15 protein-coding genes are annotated in these 18,588 nt (G+C 66.0%); 4 read left to right on the top strand and 11 right to left on the bottom strand.

Translation table 11 applies throughout. The features are described 5' to 3' along the window. The 10 genes from HPC46_RS31800 to eccB form a co-directional block, all read right to left on the bottom strand. A partial coding sequence (locus HPC46_RS31800; protein WP_179476034.1) for a S8 family serine peptidase occupies positions 1–644 on the bottom strand: 644 nt, incomplete at its 3' end. After that, positions 641–2,233, bottom strand: a complete 1,593-nt coding sequence (gene eccD / locus HPC46_RS31795; protein ID WP_005148416.1) for a type VII secretion integral membrane protein EccD — start codon at positions 2,231–2,233, stop codon at positions 641–643. The genes HPC46_RS31800 and eccD, both read right to left, overlap by 4 nt. Further along, the gene (locus tag HPC46_RS31790; protein ID WP_005148417.1) at positions 2,230–3,777 is read right to left on the bottom strand and encodes a MinD/ParA family ATP-binding protein; all 1,548 of its coding nucleotides are present in this window, start codon (positions 3,775–3,777) and stop codon (positions 2,230–2,232) included. The genes eccD and HPC46_RS31790 overlap by 4 nt, the downstream gene beginning before the upstream one ends. Before the next feature lie 115 nt (positions 3,778–3,892). After that, on the bottom strand, positions 3,893–4,819 hold the full coding sequence (locus HPC46_RS31785; RefSeq protein ID WP_005148418.1) for an ESX secretion-associated protein EspG: 927 nt from the start codon (positions 4,817–4,819) through the stop codon (positions 3,893–3,895). Between the two features lie 212 nt (positions 4,820–5,031). Beyond that, positions 5,032–5,319 (bottom strand): WXG100 family type VII secretion target, encoded by a 288-nt coding sequence (locus tag HPC46_RS31780; RefSeq protein ID WP_005148419.1) that lies wholly within the window; start codon positions 5,317–5,319, stop codon positions 5,032–5,034. Between the two features lie 52 nt (positions 5,320–5,371). Further along, positions 5,372–5,665: a WXG100 family type VII secretion target gene (locus HPC46_RS31775; protein WP_005148421.1), complete on the bottom strand. Its 294-nt coding sequence runs from the start codon at positions 5,663–5,665 to the stop codon at positions 5,372–5,374. 147 nt (positions 5,666–5,812) lie between these two features. After that, complete coding sequence (locus tag HPC46_RS31770; RefSeq protein WP_005148422.1) at positions 5,813–6,997, bottom strand: PPE family protein; 1,185 nt, start codon at positions 6,995–6,997, stop codon at positions 5,813–5,815. 19 nt (positions 6,998–7,016) lie between these two features. Then, complete coding sequence (locus HPC46_RS31765; protein WP_005148423.1) at positions 7,017–7,313, bottom strand: PE family protein; 297 nt, start codon at positions 7,311–7,313, stop codon at positions 7,017–7,019. Positions 7,314–7,392: 79 nt separating this feature from the next. Next, positions 7,393–11,601, bottom strand: a complete 4,209-nt coding sequence (locus tag HPC46_RS31760) for a type VII secretion protein EccC (RefSeq protein WP_005148424.1) — start codon at positions 11,599–11,601, stop codon at positions 7,393–7,395. After that, positions 11,598–13,145, bottom strand: a complete 1,548-nt coding sequence (gene eccB, locus HPC46_RS31755; protein WP_005148425.1) for a type VII secretion protein EccB — start codon at positions 13,143–13,145, stop codon at positions 11,598–11,600. Before eccB ends, HPC46_RS31760 begins: the two co-directional genes overlap by 4 nt. 501 nt (positions 13,146–13,646) lie before the next feature. On the opposite strand from eccB, the gene HPC46_RS31750 reads away from it, so the two are divergent. From HPC46_RS31750 to HPC46_RS31735, 4 genes are all read left to right on the top strand, one after another. After that, a complete protein-coding gene (locus HPC46_RS31750; RefSeq protein ID WP_005148426.1) occupies positions 13,647–14,153 on the top strand; it encodes a hypothetical protein in 507 nt (168 codons plus the stop codon). 178 nt (positions 14,154–14,331) lie between these two features. Further along, positions 14,332–15,249: a hypothetical protein gene (locus tag HPC46_RS31745; RefSeq protein WP_005148427.1), complete on the top strand. Its 918-nt coding sequence runs from the start codon at positions 14,332–14,334 to the stop codon at positions 15,247–15,249. A 60-nt stretch (positions 15,250–15,309) separates the two neighbouring features. Next, a complete protein-coding gene (locus HPC46_RS31740) occupies positions 15,310–16,560 on the top strand; it encodes an AlbA family DNA-binding domain-containing protein (protein WP_005148428.1) in 1,251 nt (416 codons plus the stop codon). A gap of 62 nt (positions 16,561–16,622) precedes the next feature. After that, positions 16,623–17,567: a hypothetical protein gene (locus tag HPC46_RS31735; protein ID WP_005148429.1), complete on the top strand. Its 945-nt coding sequence runs from the start codon at positions 16,623–16,625 to the stop codon at positions 17,565–17,567. Positions 17,568–17,756: 189 nt separating this feature from the next. Here the strand turns inward: HPC46_RS31735 and HPC46_RS31730 are convergent, their stop codons facing one another. Beyond that, positions 17,757–18,257: an AcrVA2 family anti-CRISPR protein gene (locus HPC46_RS31730; protein ID WP_036424901.1), complete on the bottom strand. Its 501-nt coding sequence runs from the start codon at positions 18,255–18,257 to the stop codon at positions 17,757–17,759. Positions 18,258–18,588: the final 331 nt, after the last annotated feature.

Genomic DNA, 18,588 nt, shown 5'->3' with positions numbered 1-18,588 from the left:
GGGGATCGTTCAGGGACGGGGGCGGGGGCGGCGGCGGCGGCGGCGGGCGGGGCGGGCGGGGGCGGGGGAGGAGGAGGCGGCGGCGGGGCCTGGATGAGCACCGTCTGCGGCGGCGGTGGCGGTGGCGGTGGTGGGGCTTCCGATGTGGGAACGGTGTCGGGACGCCGCGTTTGGCGCGGCGGGGCAAGGGGCGTCTTCCCGTCCGCGGGCTGGGCCGCGATGATGGACGCCACGATGGTGCCGTGTGCGTCGCAGTCCTGCAGGCCGTCACCATCAGAGACGTAGTCGCCTCCCGGAATGAGGTTGGGTAGGCGCGGGTGGGGATTGACCCCGGTGTCGATGACCGCCACGGTGACGCCCGCACCGCGGCCGAATTGCCACGCTTCGGACAGATTCATCATGTCCAGATAGCGGGGCTGCACCCGGTAATCGGTGCCCGGAAGTGTGCCCACGCGCGGGCAGTAGGCCCCCTGCTTCATCGGTTCTGGCGGGGTGGGCGGTCCGTCCGGTGGAACGGCTGCGGGATCGATGGTGGGCGGGGCGACGGCGACCGCGGTGGGCGCGGTCGCCAGCGCCGGTGCCAACGCCATCAGGGTCACGCCGAGCAGGCACGTCGCGCTGCGCACGGCAGCACCGGTGTTCATGAGCGGTACCGGATTGCCGTGAACACGCCCATCAGCCAGAACGTCAGAGGGAACGGGGCGATGAGCAGCAGGTAACCCACCCATTCCACGATCTGTTTGAACATCGGGCTGTAGACGTGCGTCGGGACGATCGACGCTAGCGCTAGGCCGGCGGCGGTGAGCACCAGCATGGTGGCGCACCCGATCAGCAGGGCCGCCGGTGACCACAGTCCCACCGCGTAGCGGATCGGCACGGCCAGCCCGATGGCGACCGACGCGACAGCCAGCAGGGTCGATTGACGCCGGTCGGTGTAGGAGCGGGCGTGCAGCAGGATCGCCCCCGCGCTGGTCGCAGCGACCACCACGGGCAGCCATCGTTGGTCGGTGCGCGGATCGCACAGCGCGGTCGCGCTGACGACCATCAGGGCCGAGAAGCCGGCCAGCAGGCCGGTCAGAAGGCTGTGGGCTCGGTCAACGGAGATGATCACGTTGCGGACCGACTCGGGGCCTTCGAGCGTGGGGGTGTCGCCGCTGGGCACCACCACGGCACTGGGCAGATCAGGGCGAGTCTCGAAGATCCATCGCCCGCTAGCAGACGGGAACACCGGCAGCCGCAGGTTGGCCAGCATGCGCGCAAAGCCCGGCGCCAGCTTGATGCACACCAGGGACACCAGCAGCACAATGCCCAGCAGAGTCACCGCTGAGGTGACCAGCAGCATCCGCGCCACCCCGGCGGCCAAGGCGGCCATGCTGATGACCACCGCCGCGGTGCACAAGGCGATATGGCGGCCGGTGAATCGAATGATCAGCCCCGCTGCGGCCAGGGTGACCGCGGCACCCACTCCCGCATGAACGGCACCGAGCGGACCAGGAATGGCCAGCGCGGCCGCGACCGCGGTCGTGGCGGCCGCCAGCAGCAGGAAAGTGTCCGCGACAAACAGTTCGGCGCGCAGAACCTCTGCGCGTTCAGGCTCGACGGTGCGAACATCGCCGGCCGCCCGCCGAGTGCGTGAGGAGCGGATGCCGGTGACGGCGGCAGCGACGATCAGCACCAGCGCGCAGACGCCGGCGGCAGCGCTGGCGATCGCGTCGTCGTGGCCGTAGCGCCAGCGCAGCAGCAGCGCGGTGACCAGCAACATGGCGATGGCGACCAGCACCACGCCCACCCGGGCAGCCCACGGCGGTGTCACCGGCGGCCAGTGCTTGCGCAGTTCGGCGGGGATGGCGCTGGTGACGTGCTCGATCACCGGAATCCGCGTTTCGGCGTCGTCGATGAAACGCAGCCACAGGGTGGCACCGTCGAGGACACCCTGTTCACTGAGCGAGCGCTTGGGCTTCAACGGTGTCCCATCGACCCAGCACAGCGCCCACCGTCCGCGTCCCGGCACCGCATCGTTCGGGCGGACCGACAGTCGGAGCTTGCCGATCTCGCTCAGGCGGCTGTTGAGCACGTCGACCAGAGCTGGTGTCTGAATACCGATCGCGGCGGCGGCGTCGAGGCGCACGCCGATCGATATGTCGTTGATCATGACCGCGACCAGCACCTGGCGCAGCTGCTCGGATTCTTCCCCCGCTCCAGCGGCCACCGGGGCATCACGAACCGAGGTCACCGCAGTGCCGTCCGTCCGCTACGGAAGCCTTGCGCCATCCACGCGGCCACACCCAGGTAGGCGTACTGGGTGTCGCGGCGCAGCGCATCCCAGTCCAGCTGAGGGCTATCGCGCAGGTGCTTGTCCCACGGGATCGAGGTGACGCCGCCGACGCGCTGGCCGATCGTTTCGCGCACCTTGGCCATGAAATCCTTGTCGGCGCAGTTGTACACGTCGTTGAGGACGAGCGCCGAGCGGCGCAGCAGGGCCTGGTACTCGCTACGGGCGGCCAGCCATTTGATGGTGGTTTCCGCTGCGGCCGCGCCGTCGAAATTCATGGTGCCCACGATGATCAGCGAATCGACCTGGGAGAGCACCGTCTGCATGACGGGGTGTTCGATTTCCGGGCCGCAGTCGACCAGCGCCAGTTGATAGAAGCGGCGTACCCGGCGCAGCACTGCCCCGAAGGCCTCCGGTGAGAGGTCAAACGGATTGGCTACGTTCTGGTTGGCGCCCAGGACCTCCAGGCCGGGCTTGTTTTTGCCGGTGTAGTGCCGGGCCATCGGGTAGCTGTGAAGGTTGTTGTCCGCCAGGAACTCTCGAATTGAGGCGGTGGCCGTCGGATCGATGAGGCGGCCCAGCGCGCCGTATGTGGGGTTGGCGTCGATCGCCAGCACGGGTTCGTTCTTGCGGTGGATGGCGTAGGCAGTTCCCACCCCAGCGGTGGTGCGGGTCTTGCCCACTCCCCCGCGGATAGACACCACGCCGATCAGGTAGTTGCCCGGAATGTTGGTTTTGATGAGGTCGATCTGCTCGCGCAGCTGCTGCTCGGCCGGCCCAGCACCGAGATTGATCGTCTTGGCCGACCCGAGGTACACAGCCTTGCGCCACCCCATTTCGGGCGGCAACTTGTGCGCGGACACGACGTCCTCGGCCCGCAGCGCCGGAGCGTTGGATGCGTCGGCGAAGCTGGAGCCGCTGGCATCCCACAGCGGCGCTGACTCGCTGCGCGCTACGCCATTATTGGCCGCGAACGGTGCCTGCGAAGGCCCGGCGGGAAAGGGCTGTGACGGAGGGCGGTGCGCCGCGGCCGGGCCGCGGGAGTAATCGACGAACGGCCCCGAGAGGTCGACGAACGGCCCCGAGAGGGCCTGCCCGGCATCGGTGGAGCCCGCGTCGGCGAAACCGTGGGGCGGCCTCGCAGGCGCCTGGTGCCGCCGGTCAGCGGTGTAGTCGCCGGTGGTGTCGCGGTGACGCGGAGCGGGCTCGCGGTACTCCCCTGCGCCCTCGGCCGGGCGCGAAGGTGCACCCGGGCGGCGCTGCTCGTCGGGTCGCGTCGCGGGGGGCGGTGGCACCAAGGGCGAGGCCACGACTTGTGTGGTTTCTGCCCAGTTGTCCGGCATCGCCTGATAGGGCGGGGCTTCGGGTTCAGGTAACGACGGCACCTCGGGGACCTGGGGTTCAGCGCCGATGTCGGCCTCCCGGTCCAGACCCCGGACAGGCGGGCTTTCGTCGGGGTCCTGCTCGTTCAGGTACCGCGCGGCGAATTCCGGGTCCATGCTCATATAACCACCCCAATGGCTTGATGAAAGTGATGATGCAATCGTAGGGCCGCCAATTACCGGTTAACTACGCCCAAGCGAGAATATTCGGTATATCCGTTGCTGTTGGGCGCAGGCATTACGCGAATCGTTGATGGTTTTCCCAGTCGCGGACATTCACGCTGCTCAGCACGGTTTGAATGCCTTGCAGGATTTGGCTGGGCGACCCGGGCGCTAGCACCATCCAGTCCTGGGTGGAGCCGCGCGGCGCCAGCATCTGGTACAGCGCGACCCGTCCGCTGTCGGTGTCGCGGATGTTGAGCGCTGTGACGCTGGTGTCCCGGCGGGCATCGGTGTGGGCACGCGCGTATACGACTGCCTCGACGACCGGCTCATCCAGTAGCGCCCCGAGCTCGGCCAGCGCCGCCGGCGGAACACCGAGTGAGCGCAGCGGAAGGTCGCGCTGCGGGTCTTCCGTTGCGGCCGCCCGCGCGGCGGCTGCACTGAGAGTGTCCTCGTAGGGAAGGTTCATCGGCTCGATGCGCGAGGGCTCGACCGGATGCAGCGCGTTGAGCTGATCGACAATGATGTCGCGAAGCCAGACCGCCGAGTTACCGTCGAAGCCGACATCGTCGATGGTGATGTCGTCACCGGCGCGAGCTGCCGAGACCCACCGGCCGTCGCGGCGGGCGAGCACGATCTGCAGCTGGTTCTCCGGAATGTCGCGCCGCCACGTCCCCGGATCGGTGACGTCAATGCGTCCCTTCCACGAAAGTGCGCCCCGCGCAATGAGAATGGCCACCTCGACATCGGGGGCTGCCACTGCTCGCATGCGCGCGGCCACGGCGGGAATCACGTGTCCGTCGTGGCCTACCACGCCCGCCTCTTGAAGTTGTTCGATGCGCGGGTCTCCGGAGATCCACGTGCTCTCCCGTGGCGCGCCATACGGCACCGTGCTGAGTTCCGGTGCCACCGTGGCGATATCGAGCATGGCTTGCAGCATCCACATCCCGTGCAAGTTGACTGTCACATCGGCGACGGGTTCGGCACTGTGGGCGGGAAACATTGTGCGCGTGTCCTTTACGTTGGGTGGTCTGCCGTTGTACGGCTGCTATGTCGTCGTTGACGAAACCGAATGCGGCGGCACCCTCGGGTGAGGGTGCCGCCGCATACTCAGGCGGTTGGCGCTCGGTAGAAGCTAGCCGCCGTGAGGTGTCGTGGGGCAGTGCGTCCGCTGCGCTTGTGCGTGGCGGCGGCGCACCCCCTTGCTGGGGTCGCTCAGAGCGACCAGGTGTTGCCGACACCGCTGTCGGTGTGGGCGGTATTGCCCGCAGCGGTCCCGACCTTGCCGCCGTGCTCATGGAGCTGCTCGAAGATCACCCGGAAGTTGCGGTTGAGCTCGTTGACGAACTCCTGGAAGCCGGTGCTACCGGTGCCGCCCCAGAAGTCGGCGCAAGCGTTGAGGTCGTTGAGGATCGCCTGGTGCTCGGCTTCCAGTGAGCCCGCCTGGGCCTGCAGCAGTTTGCCGTGGCCTTCGACGTCTGAGTAGTGATAAGAGATGGGCATGGTGTGAACGTCCTTGTCTGAGAAGGGATGTCAGTGGTTGTCGGGGATTAGGTCAGGACTTCAGCGCGGCGGCGTTGGCGTGTTCCTGCTGCTCGTAAGTGTCAGCCGAGGTGCGCAGATTGTCGCTGGCGAAGTGCATCTGGTTCTCGATGTTGCGGAACGCGCGCATCATCTCCTCCACGGTGCCCAGCGACGTCGTGTTGGCGTCACCGTCCCAGCCGGCGCCCGCGATGCCCGTGGACGAGGCGTAGGCCTTCTGGGCGTCGGAGGTGATGTTGGAGGCGTGATTAGCGAAACGGCCGGAATAGTCGCGCATCGCGGCCGGGTCGGTCATGAAATTGGACATCTATTTGCTCCTGGGTTGTCGGTGTAAATGCTGGCCATTTGCTTGGACTCTGTAATCGTGTCCTGACGGCGCGCTGTATAGCAATGCGCCAAAAATCTTTTCGTGAATTGAGTTCCCGACCCCCTTCGGTATCCGCCGGCCGCCCGCTCAGCGCGGTGTGGGAAGGACGCGCACGGGCGCGCCATAGGACGGGCCATTGCCCGAAGAGTTGTCTTTGCCCTGCATAGCCGCCATGGGCGCCGCTCCCCCTGCTCCCACGCCTCCGCTCGCGGCAGACGGTGCGGCAGCGCCACTGGCTGCGCCGGTCGCCGAGATCGGTGCGGCACCCGCGCCGCCCAGCTGAGCGCTCGCCGCCCACGTCGCCGGCACCGACAATCCACCCATGCTGCGGGCGCCGCCCAACCCGGCCGAGAGGGCTCCCATCCCGCCGCTACCAAAGCCGCCGCCACCGAGCCCACCAGCAGGCCCCAGAGTGGAAGCCGCCGAGGTCAGCGCACCGGTGCCGCCGATACCGCCCATCGAAGGATTCATCATGCTCATGAACGGAGACAGCAGCGACTGGAAGCCGCCCAAGCTCTGCAGCGGGTTGCCCCCGCCGCCCATCAATGGCGACGCCAGGCCCTGCAACGCCTGCGGAACAGCGCTCATGAACTGCGGTGCCATCGCCATGATGGAGCTGGCGTCCCCGCCGCCCATGCTGGCCGTCGACTGCCCCGCCGATGCCGCATTCTGGCCCGCCTGCCCGGCCGCCGTCCCGCCCGCCTGCGCGACGGCGGCGGCCTGGCTGGCGACGCCGCCAGGATTGACCGTGGGCGCGGGAGCCATGAACGGGACGAGCGATCCGGTGATGCCGGCAGCGTCGGCACTGAACCCGTACATCGTCGATGCGTCCTGGCTCCACATCTCGTCGTAGGCGGCGACACAGGCGGCAATGGGGCCAGCGTTGACGCCCATGAAGTTGGTGGCGATGAGGGTTTGGAGCAGATTCCGGTTGGCCTCGATCACCGGCGGGGGCACCGAGCCCGCATGCGCGGCCTCGATCGCCAGAGCGGCTTGCGCGGCCGCGAGTGCGGTTTCCTGGGCTTGGGTCGCTGCCTGAAAGAGCCAGCGAACATTCTCCGCACCGCCGGCGGCCATCATTGTTGAGGACGGGCCCTGCCAGCCGCCAGCAAGCAGCGCCATGATGGCCGAATTCAACGCGGCGGCGTTACTGGCCAGGTTGGCTGCCAACGACTGCCATGCACCGGCTGCCGCGGTCAGCGGCGCTGACTGGGGTCCGGCGTAGGCACGCGCGGAGTTGATCTCCGGCGGCAGCGCTCCGTACTCAACCATGGCTGTGGGTGTAGGTGCGTTACATCGCCGCCACGGCGTTGAACGCCTCGGTGGCTGCGTAGCTGGCGCCGGATGTACCCAACGCTCCGGCAAACATCGCATGCCAGGCTGAGGCCATATCCGCCATCGCCTGATACAGCGAGCCGTGGGTGCCGAACGCGGCCGACAGCAGCAGTGCCGTCTCATTGGCCTGCCCAGGCCCCACGGCCGTCGTGGGCGCGGCGGCCGCAGCGTTCCCACTGGTAAAGGCCGAGGTCAGGGCCGTCAACGTGCCGGCCGTACTACCCATTTCTAACGGTTCAGTGGTGACGAACATGGAACGTGACCCCCTTGTGTCGCGTCGAATTTCCAATATGAGTGTAACGGGAGTTTTGGGTGGGTGCGGTGCGCCAAAATCAATTCGCTCCAGCCTCCGGCGAAGTGTCATGGCCAATTTGAACGTAAAGTCCCGATTCGCCGGTACTCATCAGGAATCCACGGCCAACCGGCATGGGGTGGCCCTTCCACCGGCCGCGCACAAAGCCTTCTTCGCCGTCAGAATCCATCACCAGCAGGGGTGCGTTGGCCTGCTTCATGGCGCCCAGCAGCGGATCGGCGCGGTCTGATCCGGCCCATCCGCCGAAGCGGCGGGCGTAGATGATGCGCAGGCCGACGTCGGCGGCGGCGTTGGCGCTGGGCACCAGCTCGCGTAGCGGGGCGTCAAAGCCGAACGGCAGCCGATCGGCGTCGTCGATGATCAGGAAGATTTCCGGACCCGACCACCGCCGCTCCAAACTCGCGTCCACGTCGAGTCCTGATTCGGGCAGCCGGGCGGTCAGGATGCCGTTGAGCTGCGTCGCCCAGGGCCCGATCTCATCGTTGCGGTAGGTGAAGCGTTCCAGGTAGTCCTTGCCCAGTACGCGCAGCAGTTCACGGCGCGGGTTGACCAGCCACACCTGCGCGGGGGGCCGTGTGTCGCGCGGATCCGGCACCGCGGCGCTGGCCCCCGGCGCGTAGACGCGCGCGATTTCACGCATGATCGCCGAGAGCGCATTGGTCCGTCCACAGTCCTCGCGGCCGGTAATGATCAGGAAGGGTGAATCCTTCTCCAAGCCGACCAGCTCGTCGCGCTCGTTGATCGCCCATGCCATGCCCGCGTGCTGTTCGCGCTGTGCCCGCGTGTGCAGCTCGGCCAGCGTCACGTTCATGGGCAACTGGCGCACGCGAGGGGCGGGGCGGTACTTGTCCGCCGCCCGGCGCACCGCCTCGACCACACTGTCGGACCGGAACTCCGTGTCCGGGGTGCCGCGCAACGCCGGCCGCGCGATCAGGGTGTGTAGGCCTTCCTCTTCGGCGCCCAGACGTACGTAGTTCTGGGCGACCATCCCGCGGCCCGGCTTACCCGAAGGAACCGCGTCGGTGAGCTTGCCGCGCAAGAGCTTGGCGTCCTCAGGGCCCTGCAGCTTGAGTTCCACGCGCTGGGGCCAGGCCCCGCGCATGCGCGGCGGTAGGTCGATGTCACGACCCACAGAGATAATCACGTGGATACCGAAGCTGCTGCCCTCGCCGACGAGCTTCTGAATCTGGGCCGACAGAAGGTCCTTATTGCGGATCGTCGAGGCTTCGGCGGTCAGCGCAGCGTAGTTGTCCACCACCAGATACACATCGCCGAACGGATCATCGGGAACCGCGCCGGGGACACCGCGGAACTTGCGGTCGCGCAGGTCCTGCATCGAGCTGATCCCGCATGCGGGGAAGCTGCGTTGCCGGCGCTCCAGCAGCTCGAGCATCTCGGAGATGGTGCGGCGAATACCGTCCTCATCCAAAGCGCCCGCCACCCCGCCGACATGAGGTAGACCGGCGACGGTATCCAACGCCCGCGACGACAGCGCCAGGCAGTAGAACTGCACCTGCTCGGGGGAATGTGTCATCGCCGCAGCGCAGATCAGGGTCTGCAGTGTGGTGGTCTTGCCCGCCGAGCGCACACCCACGACGAGCTGGTTGGCGCCGTCGCTGGTGGTGTTGACCAGCAGCGGGTGCTGGTCCTGCTTGTAGGGGCGGTCGACGATGCCGATCGGGAAAACCAAATCCGGTGTGGCCGCGTAGTTCTCGTCCCATCGCCGACCGAGATGCATGTTGACGATCTGGTCGATCGTGTGCGGTACGTCCAAGGGCGGCTGCCAGAGCACCTGGGGCTTGAAGTTGTAGCTGCGCAGCTGATCGAGAATGACCGGGCCGACCTTCGGCTTGCGCAGCGCATCGTCCTGGTCGTCCTGATCCTCCACGGAAACGGGCGCGACGCTGATTTCCACCGGAGTGTGCTCGCTCAGATGCTCGGGCAGCGGTACCCACGAAGTCGTGAACAGTTGCGGCTCAAGGTATTTCTCTGACGATGACGTGGCCTCGATAACGTCGTCGTTGTCCGCGCCCGGGCGGCGATAGTCCCGCCACAGTGACTCGGCCCGGAATCGGGTAAGTTCGTCGGCCGAGCCGGTGCGCATGTACCCCACACCGACCTCTCGGGGCAGGTTCACCGCTTGCGGGACGCCGGCCGCCGAGGCACTGGCTGAGGTGTTCTGCCGCAGGACCAGCCGATAGCCGACGTTCTCCAGCAGTTTTTCCGCTCGCGCGTCGATGTCCTGGCTGGCCAGCAGCTGATGCACCCACAGGGATCGGCCCTGGCGGCCGATCTGGTCGAGCACTTCGGGCAGATCCGGTTTGATCCGGAAGGCCTCCTTGAACTCGTCGAGCACCACCAGCAGCCGTGGCAGCGGCTCCAGGTATTCACCGCGGGCCGCGCGCTCGTCGCGAATCTGGTTGTACTCGTAGGCATCGTCGGCGCCGACCGAGTTGCAGACCTGCTTGCGGCGCGCGATCTCGCCCCACATGGCAGTGATGAACCGGTCCATCAGCACCTGGTCGTCTTCCAAGTCGGTGATGATGTGCGGCACGTGCGGGGTGCCCTCGAAGGGCTTCACACCCGCGCCGCCCTTGCAGTCCGCCAGAATCATCTGCAGGTTCTCCGGTGGATGACCCACGATCAGCGCCAGGATGACCGTTCGGATCGCCGTGGTCTTGCCAGATCCCGTTGTGCCAGACATGACCCCATGGGGACCATCACCGCCCTGATTCATGTCTTTCATGTCGACGAACACCAGCTCGCCGTTGTCCGCGCGGGTGCCGAAGGGCACGCGCAGGTTCTCCGGGGCGTTGATATCGCGGTGGGGACCCCACAGCGCGTCGAAATCGATAGCGGCGGGGTCATTGATGCCGTAATAGGACAGGATGTCGCGCGGCCGTTTGAAATCGCTCAGATCATCGCCAATGTCTTCGTACGGTTCGGCGATGCGCGAACGCGCGATCTGCTGGGCCAGCTGCTCAGCTTCGAAGCGCTCCAACTGATCAGCGATCGCAAAGAACTGAAACCCGTCCTGGGCGTCGGCCGCCCAGTTCCCGTCGCGCGGCACGGCGTCAATCACACCGTCCTCGCTGAGCCGCAGCGTGCGCGTGCCCCGCTCGTCCTGGCAGGCGGGCACCCCACCGCGAATGTCGAAGAACGTCCAGCCCTGCACCCCCGTTGAGGTCATCACCGAATACCAGCTGCCCGAGGCGACGTCACTGATCACCACGGTGTGCGGCATCGGGGCTACGGCGTCGCGACTGCCTGCATGGCGCGGAACGAAGGCACCGGCGCGGCGCACGGCATCAGTGAACTGACTGTCCGCGAACTCGCTTACCGAGGTATAGACCATGCGCGCCGGTCCAGCGCCGTCAATCTGTCGCGGATTCCCGTTGTGGGGCAACCACTTTACCCACTCCCATTCCGCGACGTCATCGGTCACAACGACCAGCTGGAGATGATCCGGGCCGTGGGAAAACACCAGCTGGGCGACGATGGCCCGCATCAGCCCCAGTGTGGCATCACGCTCGCCGGTGACCCGATAGCCCGGCTCCACCAGCAGGGAAATAAGCGCCGGGGTGCCGTAGGCCACGCTCTGATAGCGCACGAACTCCTGCAGGGCCTTGCCGGTCGCCGGTTCGAGCTCGACCTCGGTCGGCATGTCATCGGGCTCACTGAACGTGATCGCCCCGCCCTCGGTCAGCGAGGTCATGCCCACGCCCACCCGGGCGACCCCGAACCAGGTGTCTTTACCGTTGGGGTTGCGTTCCCACATCCGCGGCCCGCCGGCCTGGGCGAGCAGGCTGTCCACCGGCGGGTGATACCACCGGTAATTCCCGTCGAGCTTGTCGGCGGCATCAGAGACCCGATCACGCATCTCATCCAGGACCAGCAGGAACCTGGCTCGCAGCGCATCGAGCTTTCCGCGGCTCATCTGCTGATTACCGCCCCCGAACCGGCCGGCGAACAGCATCGCGCCGATACCGAGAATGCTGAACACCGGGAAGATCGCACCCACACCGTTGAACGTGCGGGCACCCGAGGCGAACGAAACGGCCACCATGCCGCCGACCAGGCCGATGACCAGGATGCCCACCACGATCAGCCACGGCGACTTACCCTCTGGCGGAGGAACTTTCAGCGGCGTCAACAGCTTGATCGGCTGCGGCTTGAGGTCGCTGCCCGGCGGCGGTGTGGGCTTGGGCCGGACGAATCCTTGCTTCACCTGGGTTGCTCCAATGCTCCAGGGCTGCGATCGAGCGGCAGCGTGTTGTGACGCACCAAGGCATCAGCCTTCGCCAGCGTCGGGCCGGCAACGAACAAACGCAGCACCGACCACGGCGCCGGTTTCGGCTCAGTGTTCAAACCCAGCGCAGTCAGCGTCTCTTGATCCCGTTGCACGCCGAACCGCACCCCTGACTCCGAGAGCCACCACGCGGACTCCTTCGTCGACGCGGTGGGCCCATTGCCGGTGCTCACCACGTAATTGGCATAGTCCGGTCCGAAAAAGATCTGATCGGCGACCTGGCCACCGGTCGTCTCCGACGGCACCAATTTGACAATGTCGCCACTACGGTCGGCTGGCACGGGAATGGTCGCACCCGACACCACCGAGGTGGTGGTGCGGTTCTCCCCCGCACCCTTCTCCCACCACCAGCACGTCGCCGGATTGGCCTGCGTATCCACCACTTTCAGTGGCTCGTCCGGATAGATCGAGGTGTCAATGATGTTGACCGACGGCAGCTGCGACAACACCGAACCGGCGATTACCGGAACTGCGCCCGTGGGGTTGCCGCCGGCGTTCTGCAGGATCTGCGCCACGATCGGGGAGATGGTCTGCATCCCCGACTGCAGGACCACCGAATACGTCGTGTTCCCCTCGACCTGAGGTGTCGACACGACAGTGCCCACCGGACCCGGAGCACCAGGGAACGGAGCAGGATTGCCCAGTCCTGGGATCACCGGCACGGTCAGTGGCGGGGCCACCGGAATCGCGTTGAGCAAGGCCTGACTCATCGGCCGGGCCGCCGCCAGGTCCTCGGCGCTGACCCCGAGCGCCAAAAGCACCGGCCGCTGGCCGGCGTCCACCAGCGAGCGGCGGCCATCGCGGATCAACCACACATCGGTGCCGAAGCGCAGCAAGACACCATCGGACTTGTCGAGCACCTTGCGACGGTCCGACAGATCAGGTCGGCCGTCGATCACTGTCACGGTGACCGGCTCGGGTGCCCCCGCGCCGAACGCCTTGGTCACCGCGTCACAGACCAGCCACGACGATCCCGCGGGGGCGGTCGCGTTCATGACGTTCGGCGCCCCCGGAATGCCGACCATCACCCCGCGAGGCCGGGAATCGATCTCGCTGCGGCGCACCCGAACCGGGTTCTCGGCCTGCCCGGCGATCAACCGGGCCGAGGTCAGATTCAGCGCCGGGTAGAGCACGTTGCCGACGTTGACGTAGAGCGCCCCGCTGTCCTGGTCAGCAATGATCTTGGACCCGCCCACCGAGCCCGCCGGCCGGATGAACGACCAGAACAGCGCGCCCACACAGATCACGACGACGATCGACATCCCCGCCAGGACGGCCATCCATTCCCGCCGCCCCGGCTCTGCTTCCATGCGCACCTGGCCCCGTGTCATCCCCAGAGCGGCACGACGCGCCATGAACTGGTGGGCGGTGACCTGGACCCGCGTCGCGTAGCCCAGGCCTCGGCCCAGGCGCCGGCGGGCGACCTCTTTGTCCTCGACGGCGCTGCCTCGTTCGCCTGCCATTTACTCCGCCCCCGGATTCCCGCGATGTACAGCAGTTCGGTCAACTTCGGTCACCGACTCAACATAAACCGGCTCCCCATGCCGCTGCGCCGCCCAAAGCCGCACACTTTCAACTCTTCATCTTGCCTGCTCGGAGGGCCACCGCTGTGCGCGAATATTGGCCGTCCGACAGTCAGGCCCCGCGCCCGACGTCCGGTGACGTGTAGGCCAAAGAGGGCTCTAAATATTGCTTAGCACCGCTATGCCACGCGCGTGTAGGTTCCCAACTCCGTTGTCATTCGACCCAGCCGTCGCCTGCTGCGATGCGCTGCGTTCCACATTTTGTCCTAGGGAATCCGTCTCAAGGTGGTGTCATTTTTCGGGCAAGGATCTGGTGCAGGCCTGCACGGTCGCCGAGCGCCACGTGTTGGTGACCTGCGTTTAGTCGCGGCGTGGCTGGATGGAAAGGGGGAGGCTCCAGGATGCGGCGGCAACGCACAACGGCGAGATATGGTTCGACCCATGTTCGATCCTTCTGATCCGCCGGAGTGCCTGTGGCTTCCCCGTCCATACTCCGAGGACGAGCAAGCGGAGGTGTCGCGGGCGGCCGAGGCTAGTAGCGTCGAATTCGTCCCATGGGCCAGTCTTCGGCGACTCGCCGACGGGATGGCAGGTGCCCGGAAGAGTCGGATCCGGTTGCTGGCCACGGAGGGTGATCCCGCGGACGGGCATCCGCGCTTGGCAGGTTGGGCCGCTGCTGTAGGCGCCAACCACATCCTGACCGGAGCGATAGTTTCCGCTCCGCCATCAGATATCAAAGACTTGCTCGACGCGCTGAGGATGTACGGGAATAACGGCTGGGCGGACTTTAAGACCAACGTAGGCACGATGACGCGTACATATGGCCAGCAACTGGCCGAAGCCGGATGCGGCCCTGACTGGGTTGTCGGCTACTTCATCGGCCAAGGCCTCCGCTGGGACGCCGCGGCGCGGCTACGCGATTTCCTCGGCAAGAACGTGACCAGGTAAACCTGACGAGCGCCTCACAGCGTCACCGCATCCAGATGCGGTAGGCCGCGCGGGCCGAGCAGACCATGTCTGTAGTCGACAGCGATGGATTGCTCCGCCGCTGGGAGGATCGGCTCGCCCACGCCCGGTGTGTACGTTGCAGCACATGACTTCGAAGGCGAGTAACCGCAGGCGCGGGGTGCCCGCCGCCGGATACGTGAACCTGTCGGAGATCATCCTTCGGTTCACTGACGCGGTGGAGTCACTGCTCGCCGTTGACTTCGAGTTTCCCTTCTCGGTCGGCAGCGAGGGCCTGCGCGATTGCGCGGCCGATGAACTGCACCGCGGCACGCTGACCACACATGCTCTGACCCGTATGGCGACGATGCAGCTCTACGCGGTCGCCGCGCAGTGCGACCTCCATCGCGGGATGGCCGCAGCTTTAACGGCGGACAAGGTCTTCTTTTCTCCGTACCCGTTGGCCCGGACGTGTGTAGTGACTGCCGCGAAGGCATGGTTCATCATCAGCGCGCCCACCCGAGTGGATCGCCTGCAGCACTACCTGAACGAAGAGCTAGGGGCCCTTTACGGCGCTCCCTGGGAATTCACCGATCCGGATTCGACTGCTGACATCACCGCGAAAACGGACGACCTTGCCGCGGTCGGAGCGACGGCAGGCCTCCGGCTCGTACCGAAGAAAAAGACGGCGTGGAATTCGCAGGCGCCTCACCTCGTCCGAGCCGACCAGGAAGACGGTGCGAAGCCGCCATCAGAATCCCGCATCGTGCGCGATGTGTTCGAGGCGTCCGGTCTCGGAGCCGATCAGGTCGACAAGCCGTACAAGTTGCTCTCGGCGGCAACGCACGGGCGGTTCATCCAATCTGGTGTGTCCGAGTCCATCCCGACCGGGCTGTCCAGGTTCGACGGGCCGAAACGAGGGGTGCACTCGTCGCCTGGAACAACGGCTAAGGTCACGGTGCTTGCCGCGATCGCGACGCGGACCCATCTCCGGGCGTTGGCGCGGTATACGGATGTCGCGCAAGAGCAGATACAGGACCACCTTGGAGCCCCCTTCAGGGAGTGGTGCGCGGCCGGCGGAGTTGAGGTGCCCGCCTAACTCGCTCAGAAGGTGACATGGCAACCCAGAATCGTCGGTCCTTCTGCTTAGTCTTGTGCGATGGCCTTCACACCACTGCACCGAATTCTGGGGCGACAACCCAGCCCCCTGACCGATGAGATCCTCTCCGCCGCAGTCCAAGCGGGAGCCGCCGAGACCGACGACCTCGACTGGAAGAAGGAGCTTCCGCCCGCGAAGGGACTCCCCCAGACCGATTTCCCCAAAGACGTTGCTGCAATGGCAAATAGCGGCGGCGGCATGATTGTGTACGGTGTCGATGAACTGCAGAAGGCCGCAACCGGACGCCTCGATACCGGCGAACTCACAGAGGTACACGAGCGCACCCTCCACAGCGCCGCCATCACCGCGATCACACCACCGGTCTTCGGACTGGAGATCCATCGCCTCGGCACCGGCACCCGCGCAGTCGCCGTCGTTGTACCGGCGAGCCCGGACGGTCCCCACCTGATCTACAAAGGGGAGTACTTCGGCGCCCCGATCCGGAACAACGCCGATACCGTGTGGATGAAGGAGCGAGAGATCGCGGCGATGTACCGGGCAAGATTCGACGAGCAGCGCAGGTCCAACGAGGCGATCGACGCACTCTACGCCGAGGCCGCAACCGGTCGGGACACAACAAATCGGGCATGGCTGATCGCCGTCGCGCACCCGCGCATCCCGGGGGCGCTCGTACGCCCCCCGCGGGACGAAGCGCAGGCCATATTCAAACAGGCTGAATCGATCACCCTCAGCTACGCGAATCGCAACGCAGTGCACCCGCTGGAGAACATCGACCGCTTCAACCCGAGGCCCGGCCTGCGACGCTGGGTCGCGCTAAACACGGCCAGCGGTGAGGGCTCGCAGTGGCGGGAAGCGTGGGCCAGCGTGCACCATGATGGGTCGGTCACTCTGGCGTGTGCTGTTGGCGGACACAGGAAAAGCGACGGTGGGAACTTCGAGGGCCAGGAGGTCGAGAGTCGTGCGATCGAGGCGGCGGTCGCGGATTTCTCCGCACTCGTCCGTGCGACCGCGGCGGCTCGGCACCATGGCGAGTACGACGTGTGCATCGGTGTCGAGTGGGCCGGCGAGCGGCCCCTCACCGTGCTAACGGTCGATGGCCACGGCTACACCTTCAACGGGGTGTCGACGCCGCTGTCCAGCTACACGCCGGTGAGGTCGACGATCAACGCCGTGGCGACCGACGAGGAGTATCACCGGCAGGTGTACGAGTTAGCGCAGGATTGCGTGAACCAGGGCGGGATCACCTACCTGCACGTGATATCTGAACCGGCAGACGAACCTGAGGAGTGATAAGTCCATGGACCCCTCGACCCTGAAAAAGCTGACCAGTACCGCGAAGTCAGGCTCGTGAGGTGACGACTCCGCCATCGGCGAGTGTTCACCCGACCCCGCCCGAATTCGACGAGTTCGCCGACGTGGTGATGCGCTTTGTTACCGCCGCTGAGAGCCTCCTCAAGGGAGAGCTGTCTCACCCCTTCAATATTGGTAGTGAGGCTCTGCGTGACTGCGCCGCCAGTGGCGAGCACCGGGGGACCCAGTCCAAGCAGACCCTGCTGACCCTCGCGACGCAGCAGGTGGCCGTTGGCCTCGAACAGTGTGATCTTCTCCGTGGAATCGCGGCCGTTGTGTGCGCCGATCAGGTTGTGTTCGCACCGTTTCCGTTGGCGCGCACGTGCGCGGTCATCGCGGCAAAGGCGTGGTATGTCCTCATCGCTGGATCTCGGGAAGAGCGGCTGCGGCGCTACCTGAACGAAGAACTGGCGGCGCTCTACGGCATCCCGGTGCCGTGGGAGAAAGAGCAAGCGGTCGGCGAGGTCGACGATCGCACTGACGACTACCTCGCGGTCGGTGCCACAGCGGGGCTTTCTTCACGCCGCCGAAAGAACCCGCGGTCGTGGGACGCCCCATTCCTCGTAATCGCGGACCAGGAGACGTCGCAGGCGCCGCCGTCGGAGACGCAACTGGTGAAGGATCTCTACTCAGCGATCCTCCAAGAGGACGATCTGGCGGGACTGCCGTACGCGCTGCTGTCAGCCGCGACGCATGGCCGATTTCGCCAGGCCGGGGTCGCCGGGTACGCCTCCGTTGGCCCCTCGGTGGGAGGTGTGTCAGCGGCGGCTATGCAAGTGACGCTTGAGGTTACAGCACAGTCGACCATGTACGCGGCGTTCGCTACTCGGGCCTACCTGTGTGCCCTCGCCCAGTACGCCGGCGTAGCGGAAGCGGTGGTGCTGCAGCGATTGCAGGAGCCGGTTGCGGAGTGGCTGGCTACCTCCCAGCGCTGGGCGGTCTCCTGAGCGCACAACCAATCAATGACCAAACGTTGCACTGGGCTTTTACGTTGCTGTGCAGCGCATTTGAATCGCAGATGTCCCATTGGGCTGTGCCGTACGCTACCGACCAACTCGCCGTGTCTATCCGGCCCCCAACTTCAGGTCTCGAACCGCTCGGGCGACGCCTCCGCCTGCATTCACCGGAGTCGGTGGTTACCAACGCAGTTCGTAATGCCAGTCGATACCCTCGGCGCCGAGGCGGTTTCCGACGACGTTGCCGCCGTCATCTCGTTCGGCTACTCGAACGCGATGCCAATGAGCGATCCGGATGTGGGGCGGGAGTCTCCAACCAGCGATGTCTACATCGCCGGCGCGCTCGCCCGCTTGCCGGCGGTACTGCCGCAGCGATGCTCCGGTTCGCCATCCCAGGTTTCCGATTTCCGCGCGGCTGATTTGCTGCGGCCGAGAGATCTGTTCCGCGGGCGGCCAATCGATTTCGGGATCGCCCGATGCGGAGTACAACAACTGGGACAACGATAACGGGATGAGTACTGGCAACTCTTCGCCATCAGAGTTGCCTGCTTCATGCGCACCTTGAATCTGCGCTGCAACCAAATCGGCGAGCGTCGCGGCTGCTGCAAGATCTCCCCGCAGCGGGAAAGTGACGCTCTGAAGTTGCCGGGTCGGATCACCCTCTTCCTGGTACACCCACATACATCGGACACCCTGTGCTGCAGGGATATTCGTATAACCCGTAAATACTCCACGGCCGTCGGCTCCCCGAACCTTCAAATTTCCGATCGTCGATGGCACCCCCGAACCTAACAAGCTGCGGTACTGACTCAACGTGCCGGCCACAACCATTCCGAGGTAGTGGCACATGCGACGCCCGTCATGCAACGACAAGGGAGTGGAAAGTGGGGTTCCCCCGAGATCGTGGAGGGTTCCTTATGCCGCTTGCGGCTTGGTCTTGGATTCCCTGATCTCGTAGTTGACGGGCGATAACCCGTCGGCGGAGCTGTGCCGGCGTTGGTGATTGTAGAAC

Source organism: Mycolicibacterium vinylchloridicum (genome assembly GCF_013404075.1).
In the GTDB taxonomy this organism is placed as follows: domain Bacteria; phylum Actinomycetota; class Actinomycetes; order Mycobacteriales; family Mycobacteriaceae; genus Mycobacterium; species Mycobacterium vinylchloridicum.
Note: the sequence above shows the minus strand (reverse complement) of the source record. Positions and strands in the feature narration are given on the sequence as shown.

Bases quoted from the DNA above. Each gene is read 5' to 3' on its own strand.
- HPC46_RS31765 (WP_005148423.1), bottom strand. From the start codon at position 7,313: ATGTTCGTCACCACTGAACCGTTAGAAATGGGTAGTACGGCCGGCACG.
- HPC46_RS31770 (WP_005148422.1), bottom strand. From the start codon at position 6,997: ATGGTTGAGTACGGAGCGCTGCCGCCGGAGATCAACTCCGCGCGTGCC.
- HPC46_RS31775 (WP_005148421.1), bottom strand. From the start codon at position 5,665: ATGTCCAATTTCATGACCGACCCGGCCGCGATGCGCGACTATTCCGGC.
- HPC46_RS31790 (WP_005148417.1), bottom strand. From the start codon at position 3,777: ATGAGCATGGACCCGGAATTCGCCGCGCGGTACCTGAACGAGCAGGAC.
- HPC46_RS31780 (WP_005148419.1), bottom strand. From the start codon at position 5,319: ATGCCCATCTCTTATCACTACTCAGACGTCGAAGGCCACGGCAAACTG.
- HPC46_RS31730 (WP_036424901.1), bottom strand. From the start codon at position 18,257: ATGTGGGTGTACCAGGAAGAGGGTGATCCGACCCGGCAACTTCAGAGC.
- eccB (WP_005148425.1), bottom strand. From the start codon at position 13,145: ATGGCAGGCGAACGAGGCAGCGCCGTCGAGGACAAAGAGGTCGCCCGC.
- HPC46_RS31785 (WP_005148418.1), bottom strand. From the start codon at position 4,819: ATGTTTCCCGCCCACAGTGCCGAACCCGTCGCCGATGTGACAGTCAAC.
- HPC46_RS31740 (WP_005148428.1), top strand. From the start codon at position 15,310: ATGGCCTTCACACCACTGCACCGAATTCTGGGGCGACAACCCAGCCCC.
- HPC46_RS31750 (WP_005148426.1), top strand. From the start codon at position 13,647: ATGTTCGATCCTTCTGATCCGCCGGAGTGCCTGTGGCTTCCCCGTCCA.